The organism is Frigidibacter sp. ROC022 (assembly GCF_024723735.1).
Classification (GTDB): Bacteria; Pseudomonadota; Alphaproteobacteria; order Rhodobacterales; family Rhodobacteraceae; genus SLM-1.
Genome location: NZ_JANQDU010000010.1, coordinates 24,005 through 33,795 on the forward strand (window position 1 = coordinate 24,005; position 9,791 = coordinate 33,795).

The following is a 9,791-nucleotide window of genomic DNA, read 5'->3' on the forward strand; positions in this document are numbered from 1 at the left end:
TATTGGCGGCCCCAGACAGTAAGAGCTCTGGTGGGTATAGTTCAGCCCTTGGCGCCCTGACCGCGGGAATAGACGTCCTCGTAACGGATGATGTCGTCTTCGCCGAGATAGGTGCCGGTCTGCACCTCGATCAGCACCATCGGAACCTTGCCGGGGTTCTCCATCCGGTGCACGGCGCCCAGAGGGATATAGACGGACTCATTCTCGGTCAGGAGCTTCACCTGATCGTCCACCGTAACCTTTGCGGTGCCGGAGACCACGATCCAGTGCTCGGACCTGTGGTGATGGCTTTGCAGGCTCAGTGCCGCACCGGGATGAACGACGATGCGCTTGACCTGGAAACGGTCGGCCAAAGCCAGTGTCTCGAACCAGCCCCAGGGACGGTGATCGCGAAGGAAGGTGTCGGCTTGCCGCACGTCCTTGTCGCGCAACCTAGATACCACCAACTTGACATCCTGTGCTCGACGGCTGTCGGCGACCAACACGGCGTCCGGCATGGCGATCGCAATGATATTCTCCAGGCCGAAGCCCACGAGTCGCTGGCCCGAACTTTCAGCGCGGAGAAGCGTGTTGTCGCAATCGATTGCTGTTGCCGGGCCGGAGCGCGCGACGCCGCGGGCGTCAGTCTGCATCTCATGCGCAACCGAATGCCAGTCACCAAGGTCGGACCAACTGCCATGATAGGCGACAACTGAAAGGTTCTGTGCCTTTTCCATCACCGCATAATCGATCGAGATCGTTTCGACATTGGTCCAGCCATCGGATGCGAGGCGCAGGAAGTTCAGATCGGGCCGGGTCGCCGCGATCGACTGGCGGACATGCTCAGTCATCTTCGGCTGATGTTCTTCGTACGCGGCTATGATATCACGGGCCGTGAACAGGAAAATGCCCGTATTCCAGAGAAAATGGCCTGAGGCCAGCATGCTCTCGGCCATCGCGCGGTCGGGCTTTTCGACGTAACGGGCGAGCGGCACAGGAGTGTTGTCCGGGGCGGGCCCGTCCAGTTCCAGCCAGCCGTATCCGGTCTCTGGTCGGTCCGGCGCGATGCCAAATGTCACCAGTCGGCCCTGGGCCACGGCATCGAGACCCGCAACGATGGCATCCTGAAAACCTTCCATATCGGCGATAACATGATCCGAGGGTGCGACCAGAAGCACCGCCTCCGGGTCCTCGGCAACGAGATGCAGCGCGGCAGCCAGCACCGCCGGCGCCGTGTCGCGAGTCTCGGGTTCGAGCAGGATCACCCCGGGGTCGATCCCCGCTGCCAGAAGCTGTTCGGTGACGATGAAGCGGAAATCTGCGCCGGTGACTATTGTCGGAGGATGAAACAGTGGTCCGGTCAGGCGACGCGCTGAGGCCTGGAACGATGTCTCGTCGCCGACAATATTCGCGAACTGTTTGGGGAAAGCAGCACGCGAGAGCGGCCATAGCCTAGTGCCTGAGCCGCCACAGAGCAGGACGGGGTATAGCTGTCGGGGTCCGGGGGTGGGCGTACTCATCTGTGATCTCCTGGACTTCCATTGCCGAAACCATGCTTTTGCCGGTTCGCCGAGTGCTCCGGGCGGGCGATTCCAGACGCCATGATCGCGCAAATGATCCCTGTCCCCATGTCGGCTCCGCCAGCCGATGTTCTTGTATCAGTTGCGATGATGACCATGCATGCGTCCGAGGATTGGTTCTTGCCGAGAATCGTGTCTCGTTCGGGGAGGGATCCGGGCCAGAATCTGACAACAAGGTTCTGATCATGGTAACTTCGGATAGCCTTGCCGCCATTCGCTGCGCCGCGCCCAGACTTGGGCCCAGCTCTCGGTTTTCTCCTTTTGTGCCGTGCTATTTGTCAGCATTGCCCTGAAACGTGCTGCCTGCCATCGGCTCCAGGGCCAGAAGCGGAGTAGAGCCATGGCCAGAGGGCGCTGCCAGGCCGGGAAATGTCGCCGTATCAGTGTGGTCTTCGCCTTGATCAGGCGAACCAGTTTGTCGGCTCGGACAGTTTCGGAAGCGCCGGCGTAATGTACAATTTCGGCAGTCGGCGTGATCCGGGGCCGCGCCCCGACTGCGCGTGCGCGAAGGCAAAGGTCAGCTTCCTCCCCATACATCACATAAGTTGGATCAAAGCCGCCCAGACTGTCCCAGAAGGACTTCTGTATCAGGAAGAAACACCCGGTGACGATATCCACCTCCCGCTCGGTATCACGCTTCCAGCCTCCAAGACCCTCGGGATTGAAGAACGCGTTGCGGCGAAACAGGCTGCTCAGGCCCAGAACCTGACTCGTCAGGCTCCATAGAGTCATTCGACGCCAGCAACTGGTGGGGTTGAGACTGCGGTCTCCGTAGAGCGTGCGTCCGCCCCAGATGCGAGCCTCTGGAGTGCGTTCTGCAAACGCCATCAGTTTGTCGATTGCACCGTCAAGAACGATGGTGTCGGGGTTGAGTAACAAGACGTAGTTCCCCCTCGCTCGCTTGATGGCAAGATTGTTGCCTTGCGCAAAACCATGGTTTGTCGTCTCCCTGATCAGGACGACTTGCGGAAATGCCTCGGCAATTGCGTCGGCGGATCCGTCGGAAGATGCGTTGTCGAGAAGGATAACCTCATGTGGGGTGCGGGTTTCAGCGGCAATCGAACGCAGGCAGTCCAGCGTCATCTCGCGTGTGTTGTAGCTGACCACGATGATTGAAAGGGCCGGAGGCGTCGTCATGTGTACTCTTTCTTGCGAAACCGACTCTGCGGCCGTTCAGGGGTCCAGTCGGGAGAAGCGTGCGGGTCCTCAGTCTCCGCGCCAGGCGGTCTTGCTGGACTGGCCAGAGCCGACCAGCATGCCCAGCATGCGCCGTGCCCGGTAGAGCCGGAGACGCGTGAGCACCAGAAGAGTCATCCCGCGCGTACGAAGGCCTGTTACCCGATCCGTACGCAGGATCCGTATGGCTTCAACAGGGGGGGATACAGCAAGTGCCAATGCACGAAGGACCCAGAGGACTTTTCCTTTGGGGCCCTGAAGCACCGCAAAGGCATGGGCAATATGCCGGTCCCACTTGCGAGCCAGTTCCGCAAAACTGTCGCGGGCGGGTGTTTCGATGTCCATGCCGGGCACAAAATCAATCTTCAGGCCAAGCGCCGTGGCGCGGCGGCCCCAGTCCATGTCTTCGGCAACAGAGATACCGGCGAAATCCCCGACCTTTTCAAAAGCCTCTCGCCGTACCGCCATGTTCCCGGTTCCGGTATAGTTGTGGCGTTCGACATACTGCCGCATGCGGTAGCCATAGACACTCTCGTAAGCTTCGATGGCGGTGGGCCGTTCCGGGTCTGTCATTGCGATATAGACATCACCTCCGACCACCGAAGTCTCCGGATGGGAACGTAAATGGTCCAGCATCGCCGCCGCCCAGCCCGGACGCACAGTACAGTCGGCATCGATGAATGCGATGATGCCGGTCTGGGCCAGCCGCGCGCCATGGCTGCGTGCTGGTCCCGGGCCTGGCTCGGTTTCTTCGATGAGGCGGACAAAGGGATATGCCTCACAGACGCGGTGCGGGAGGACGGACGAGCCGTTATCGACGACGATGACCTTCATATCTGGCGCTGCTTCGGCTCGCTCGCGCGCTAGAGCAGCGAGGCAGCGGGCCAATCCCTCTGGGCCATTCAGATGCGGAATGATGACTGTGAGGCCAGACAGGGGGTCGGAGGCCGATGGCTCTGAAACCACGTCGGAAACATGCGGGTTTTCGGAGTGCTCAAGCTGCGGTCGCGGCCTGTCATTCTCATCTGTAGCCATCTGATACCTCAAGAAAACAACCTTAGAGTGAGCTGACCGATTTCCAAGCCTCCCTTGGGATGAATCCGTTCGCCCAACTCATGAAAAGCTTCAAATTGTGAATGCCTTAGGCTAAAGTGAACAACAGATTTCTTGATTAGAAGCTATACATTTTTACACCGTTGCCGGGGGGGCCATGGGTATTGAACTGAAAGTCCCACTAGATGGGGAAACATTTTTGCCGTCTGCCGTGCCGATGATCCGGCGCCGCAGATCCAGGGTCTACGAGAAATTTGTCAAGCGCCGCCTGGACTTCGTTCTGGTTGTGTTGTCTCTACCTGTCGTTCTTCCGTTGGTCCTGCTGATTGCACTTATCGTGGCCTTGGACGGAGCCTCGCCTTTCTATCGCCAGCTACGGGTTGGTCGTGGAGGCCGGGTCTTCAGCATGTGGAAGATACGCACGATGGTGCCGCGTGCCGAGGAGCTCTTGGAAGAGTATCTGAGCGAGAATGCCGATGCCCGGCGTGAATGGGCAGCCACTCAGAAACTGAAGAAGGACCCGCGGATCACCTGGTTTGGCGCGTTCCTTCGGAAATCTTCTCTTGATGAACTGCCCCAGCTCTGGAACGTGCTCAAAGGGGATATGTCGTTGGTTGGCCCACGGCCGATGATGGTCGAGCAGAAGCCGCTCTATCCCGGCAGCGCCTACTACAGTCTGCGCCCTGGAATCACCGGATATTGGCAGGTCTCGGAGCGGAACGCCGTCTCGTTCGCGGGGCGGGCAGAGTTCGACAACCGTTACTATACTGACCTGTCATTTCGTACTGACCTGAAAATCTTCGTCAAGACCCTCAGCGTTGTCTTACGGGGCACAGGGTACTGAGATCACTCCCGTGGCGGCGGACACTGTCAGCCGCCGGTGGATGCCGTCTGGATACCGTATTGAGATCCACTACCGAGTGCCAGATTGAGTGAAACATAGGCGAGTGCCAGTTGGCGTAGATTGGCTGCTAGCGCCAGTTCGGCGTCGGAAACCGCTACTTCCGCATCCACCAGGTCGCGCAGGGTTGCCCCGTCTCCGGTGACCAATTCTCGGGTCAATGTCACGGTCTGTCGATACAGGTCGACGCTGCGGCGCGAGGCGCTTATTGCTCCATGTGCGCCGATGTAGTTGACTAGAGATGTCTCGACTTCAAGAAGCGCGTCGAGAACAGTGGATTTCCACGACTGCATCGCCTGCTGGGCCCGAGATTCCTGCACAGCCACCCGTGCCTTGCGGGGCGAGCCGGGCAAGGCGGGAAGGGACAAGACAGGCCCGAAATAGGCATCGGCACCGCTGCCGTCGATCGCCGAAAGCGTGATCATCCCGGTGAGGGACAGGCTTGGGTAAAGTGCCGCGCGGGCCTGATCGACGTCTGACAGGGCCGCATAATACAGCCGGTCGGCGATGCGGATATCGGGGCGGTTGCGGACCATGTCGGCCGGGATGCCGATGTTCGGCGCCAGAGTCGCGACCGGCTGATGCGCGTCCCGGTCAAGATCGATCCCCAGATCGCCCGGGGCGCGTCCGACCAGCACAGCGATACGGTATTTCTGGACCTGAATTGCCGCCTTGATGCCGGGCAAAACGGCCTCGGTTTCGGCCAGCCGGGCCTGTGCCGCAAGCACGTCTAGACGGGTTGCGGAATCGCTGTCGAATAGCCTGCGGACGAGCCCAAGTGTCTGTCGCCTTGCCGTAAGTTCTTGGCGACGAACAGTGTAGAGACGTTGTTGATAGCGCAGCTCGATATAGGCATTGGCCACGTTCTGGATCAGAAGAAGCCTCGCCGCATCCAGCTCGGCGTCAGCGGCTTCGACGCGGGCCATGGCGCCCTTGCGCTGTGCCCGACGACTGCCCCAGGGGTCTAGCAACCAGTCGAAACTGAGTGACGCTTGGCCAATGGTCGCCGAGCTACCCTCGAGATCTGATTCATGACGGACTTGGAGGTCGGACTCGAGCGAGGCCGGAGATGAGATTGCCGCGACAAGCGCTTCGGTCTCGGTGATACGCTCGCGGGCGAGTGCGATATCGGGACTGCCGACAAGCGCCGCGTCTATCAGTCGATCCAGTGTGGGCTCATTCAGTGCCCGCCACCAAGCCGTATTGCTGACTACGATCGGGGCGCTGCCGACGCCGGTGGCGTAGTGATCCTTGAACGGAAACTGGGGTGCCCTGTGAACCGTTTCGGGAGCACAACCGGCCGTGATCGTCATAAGAACCAAGGCGGCACCAAGCCGTTCTCGGCTGTAGGTGGAGAATACAACCATCTGAAATTTGCCTGCCGTCTGCCGACTATGGCCCCGGTCTTTGCCAAGGTCACACAGTCAATCGGGGTGACGGTGCCTTGGCGTCAGCTTTCTGGCAAGTGTAGACGGGCATTTCCCCCCGAGCTTGTGCCCCAAGGGCATCAGGAGGGCCAACCTTGTCAGTCGTCCCGGAACGCGAGGCCTATCTGGTCCATCAGAGGTTTTGTCAGGTAACTCAGGACAGACCGTTCGCCGGTCTGAAGGAAAGCTTCGATCGGCATGCCAGGGATCACTTCGGCTTCACCCAGGAGCGCCAGTTGGTCTGGTGGGACGCTTAGTTCAATCCGGTAGTAGCTTTGTCCTGTCATCGGATCGGAGATACTGGTGGGAGAGATTGTTTTGACTGAACCAAAGATTTCGGGCGTGGTACGGCTGTTGAAGGCGGGAAACACGACCCGCGCGGTCTGTCCAACGAAGACCTGATCGATCGATTTGGGGTCCACGCGCAACTCGAAGTCTACTCCCTCTGCCACCGGAATGATTTCAAGGATGACACCATCCGGCGAGATTACGCCTCCCGCATTGAAGACCCGCATCTCGTGTACCACACCGTCTACCGGCGCCAGGATTTCGACCCGGTCGAGCTGCTTCTCGACGGTAACGATCTGCAGGATTAGTTCTTGGTAAGTGGCAGTGGCTTCGCGCAGCTCTGTAACGACTTGCTCCTTGAATTCCCGCTCTGTCTGCACGCTTTCCAGCTCGGTATCCCGGATCGAGTTCTTGATCCGTGCCAAGTCTGCTTGGCGCTCGGCCAAGTCGCCTAGAAGCTGAGCTTCGGATCGCTGCAACTCCAGTACCTGGCTTTCGCGGGCCAAGCCTTTATTCTTCAGCCCCCGGACGGTGGCCAATTCGCTCTGGATAAATTCAAGCTGGTTTCGAGTCGATTCGAGCCTACCTTCAATCCCATCGATCTGGTTTTCGAATTGCAGGATACGTTCGGAGAGCTGTTCCTGCTTTCCTGCCAGTACTTCGCGTCGAGCTTCGAATATCTCGATCTGGCCGATCTTCTGCAGTTCTGTCGACACGTCGTCCAACTGTTTGGGCGCTGCGGGAAAGGTGATCTTCTCGAGGCCCAGGTATTCCGCCTGTAGCCGGGCCTCGCGGGCGTAGACTTCGGCCAGACGGTTTCGGTAGATGTCGAGGTTGATCTTCAACAGGGTCGGATCAAGGCGCAGCAACGTCTGGCCCGCTTTGACTGCGTCGCCATCGTGCACAAAGACCTCTTCTACCACGCCGCCGTCCAGACTCTGAACCACCTTTGGCTTGCCATGGACCACCGCCTGACCCGAGCTGATGACGGCCCCGGCGATCATCGTGAAATGCATCCAGAGCACCAGCAGTACGATCAGGCAAAGGCTGCCCACCGCTCCGACCCGGAGCGGCATGGCAAGGCTGATACTGGGGCGTGTCAGCGGAGTGGCAGTCATTCAGCCGCTTCCCGCCGCTTGAGTCTGCGCCGCTTTGCCCGGGACCCGGTGGCTGTAGTATCCGAGTCCTTCTGCTGGGTAGCAGGAGTCGAGTTAACCGCTAGCCGGATTGTCTCTTGCTGATCTCCGAAATGGGCGAGGCGCCCCTTGTGCAGGATCAGCACCTTGTTCACTGACCGGATGACGTTTGGCCGGTGTGCCATCACGATGACCACGGTTCCGCGGGCCCGCATCGTTTGTACCGCCAAGTCCAGCGCTTCATCGCCCTTGGTGTCGAGATTCGAGTTGGGCTCGTCCAACACAACTAGCTTGGGGTTGCCATAAAGCGCCCGCGCCAGCCCCAGCCGTTGGGTTTGTCCGCCGGACAAAGGCTGGGTGGCAGCGCCGATGATTGTGGAATAACCTGCCGGCAGGGCCAAGATCATTTCGTGCACCCCGGCCAGCTTGGCTGCATCGACAATGTCTTGGTCGCGGGCCTGTATATCAAAACGCGAGATGTTCTCGGCGATGGTTCCGGGCAGCATCTCGACCGATTGCGGGAGATAGCCGATGTGACCGCCGAGCTGTTCGGGTTGCCACTGGCTCAGAAGTGCGTCGTCCAGACGAATTTCGCCCGCATCGGCAACCCAGGCACCGACAAGAAGCTTTGCCAGGCTCGACTTGCCTGCGGCACTGTTGCCCATCACAGCCAGCCCGTCGCCCGGTGACAATTCGAAACTGATTCTGTCGAGGATCCGCGACCGTTCCGGGGTCTGTAACTGTCCCGGCAGCAGCTTGGTCAGGCCGATCACCTTGAGATTGCCAGAGGGTACGGGCAACGACAACTGCCGCGGCGCTTTGGGGCGCTGGTCGAAGGCGGCTTTGAGGCGGCGATGCGCTTCGCGGGCCCGACCTATCATCCGCCATTGTCCGATCAGTTGATCAACCGGCGCCAGTGCCCGGCCTGCGATGATCGAAGTGGCAATGATCGCGCCTGGTGTGACCTCTTGCAGGATCGCCAGATAGGCGCCCAGCGTCAGCAGCATTGACTGCAGAAGCAGCCGGAAAGATTTCGAGAAGGCGCTGAAACCTTCACCGCGGTCGCCACCCTGCTGCATCCGAGCCAATGCCATGCGGTGCATTTCTTGCCAGCGCCGGGTCAGCCTGGACTGCATGCCCAAGGCGGCCATCGCCTCGGCATTACGCCGGCTCTTCTCGGCAAAGCTGCGTTCCGCCGATTCCATCGCCATCGCCTCGGCGATCGGACGTTGGGTTACCGACTTGTTGACCACGGCTGCGATGATGATCACCAGTGCCCCGGCGACGGTGAGATAGCCGAGCCAAGGATGCAGGAAGAAGACGATAGCCAGGAAGAAAGGGATCCAGGGCACATCGAACAGCCCGGAAATTGCCGGGCTGGCAATGAACCCACGCACGATCTCGAGGTCGCGGATGGGGTTCTCTCCCGGCCCGTCACGGCCGATGCCCGAGCGCAGCCAGAGGTCGAAGGCAGGCCCGCCGGTCATCTCGTCCAGACGATAGGCCGCTCGCGATAGAAGACGAGATCGCAGGAATTCGTAGAGGCCAAGAAAGGCATAGAGTACCACCACGATGATGAAGAGCCCCTGCAGGGTTGCAATTGAACTGGAGGCCAGAACCCGGTCATAGACCTGCAGCATGTAGATCGGCCCGGTCAGCATCAGGATATTCAATGCAGCGCTGAACAGCCCGACCATCACGAATGTGCGGCGCATGCCCCCGACCGCTGCACGATAGGGGTTGTCGGTCGATCCTGGAGCGTTTTGCATCGGGCTCTCGGTTAGGCGGGGTGGTCTGCTTAGCTATATTGTAGCATGGAACCTGTCCACCGATGTCGGCCATTCCATGCCGTCATGGTCAAGGAACAATAAAGGCCCGCAGGGGGCCTTTACCAGTGACATCATGTTGTCTTCTGATGGTGTGGGTTCCCGGACTCGGGCAGAGTCCAAAGCGTGTCAGAAGAAGTTGTAGTCGTGATGGACAAAGGCGTCGTCGAAGCCTGACCCCTCCGAGGTCATGCCGGCGTCGAGGGCGGCGGCATGCAAGCTGTAGATGTCGCTATCTGTCCACGATGCCGCTGTACTGCCATTGCCTTCGCCTGAAGAGGGTTGCGCGGCGCTCAGTTGATCGTCGACGTAGAGAGAGACATCGCCCAATCCATATGTGCTATATGTGCTCGGGGCGGCTTTATCGAGGATCGGGTTAAGAACCAGAAATGTCGAGTGCACGGGTGGCGAGACCAACTCGGAGG

8 protein-coding genes are annotated in these 9,791 nt (G+C 59.8%); 1 reads left to right on the forward strand and 7 read right to left on the reverse strand.

Annotated elements, in window-relative coordinates; genetic code table 11:
• Positions 1 to 41: 41 nt before the first annotated feature.
• From NUW50_RS20985 to NUW50_RS20995, 3 genes are all read right to left on the reverse strand, one after another.
• A complete protein-coding gene (locus NUW50_RS20985) occupies positions 42 to 1,499 on the reverse strand; it encodes a mannose-1-phosphate guanylyltransferase/mannose-6-phosphate isomerase (RefSeq protein ID WP_258291145.1) in 1,458 nt (485 codons plus the stop codon).
• A 243-nt stretch (positions 1,500 to 1,742) separates the two neighbouring features.
• Positions 1,743 to 2,696, reverse strand: a complete 954-nt coding sequence (locus NUW50_RS20990; RefSeq protein WP_258291146.1) for a glycosyltransferase family 2 protein — start codon at positions 2,694 to 2,696, stop codon at positions 1,743 to 1,745.
• Positions 2,697 to 2,765: 69 nt separating this feature from the next.
• Positions 2,766 to 3,770 (reverse strand): glycosyltransferase, encoded by a 1,005-nt coding sequence (locus tag NUW50_RS20995; RefSeq protein ID WP_258291147.1) that lies wholly within the window; start codon positions 3,768 to 3,770, stop codon positions 2,766 to 2,768.
• A 175-nt stretch (positions 3,771 to 3,945) separates the two neighbouring features.
• Here NUW50_RS20995 and NUW50_RS21000 point away from each other — a divergent pair, with 175 nt between their 5' ends.
• Positions 3,946 to 4,632, forward strand: a complete 687-nt coding sequence (locus tag NUW50_RS21000; RefSeq protein WP_258291148.1) for a sugar transferase — start codon at positions 3,946 to 3,948, stop codon at positions 4,630 to 4,632.
• A gap of 26 nt (positions 4,633 to 4,658) precedes the next feature.
• On the opposite strand, the gene NUW50_RS21005 is transcribed toward NUW50_RS21000, so the two are convergent.
• The 4 genes from NUW50_RS21005 to NUW50_RS21020 form a co-directional block, all read right to left on the reverse strand.
• Positions 4,659 to 6,056: an efflux transporter outer membrane subunit gene (locus NUW50_RS21005; RefSeq protein ID WP_258291149.1), complete on the reverse strand. Its 1,398-nt coding sequence runs from the start codon at positions 6,054 to 6,056 to the stop codon at positions 4,659 to 4,661.
• Between the two features lie 158 nt (positions 6,057 to 6,214).
• Positions 6,215 to 7,522 (reverse strand): HlyD family type I secretion periplasmic adaptor subunit, encoded by a 1,308-nt coding sequence (locus NUW50_RS21010; RefSeq protein ID WP_258291150.1) that lies wholly within the window; start codon positions 7,520 to 7,522, stop codon positions 6,215 to 6,217.
• Complete coding sequence (locus NUW50_RS21015) at positions 7,519 to 9,309, reverse strand: type I secretion system permease/ATPase (protein ID WP_258291151.1); 1,791 nt, start codon at positions 9,307 to 9,309, stop codon at positions 7,519 to 7,521. The genes NUW50_RS21010 and NUW50_RS21015 overlap by 4 nt, the downstream gene beginning before the upstream one ends.
• Positions 9,310 to 9,495: 186 nt before the next feature.
• On the reverse strand, positions 9,496 to 9,791 hold a 296-nt coding region (locus tag NUW50_RS21020; protein WP_258291152.1), incomplete at its 5' end, for a hypothetical protein.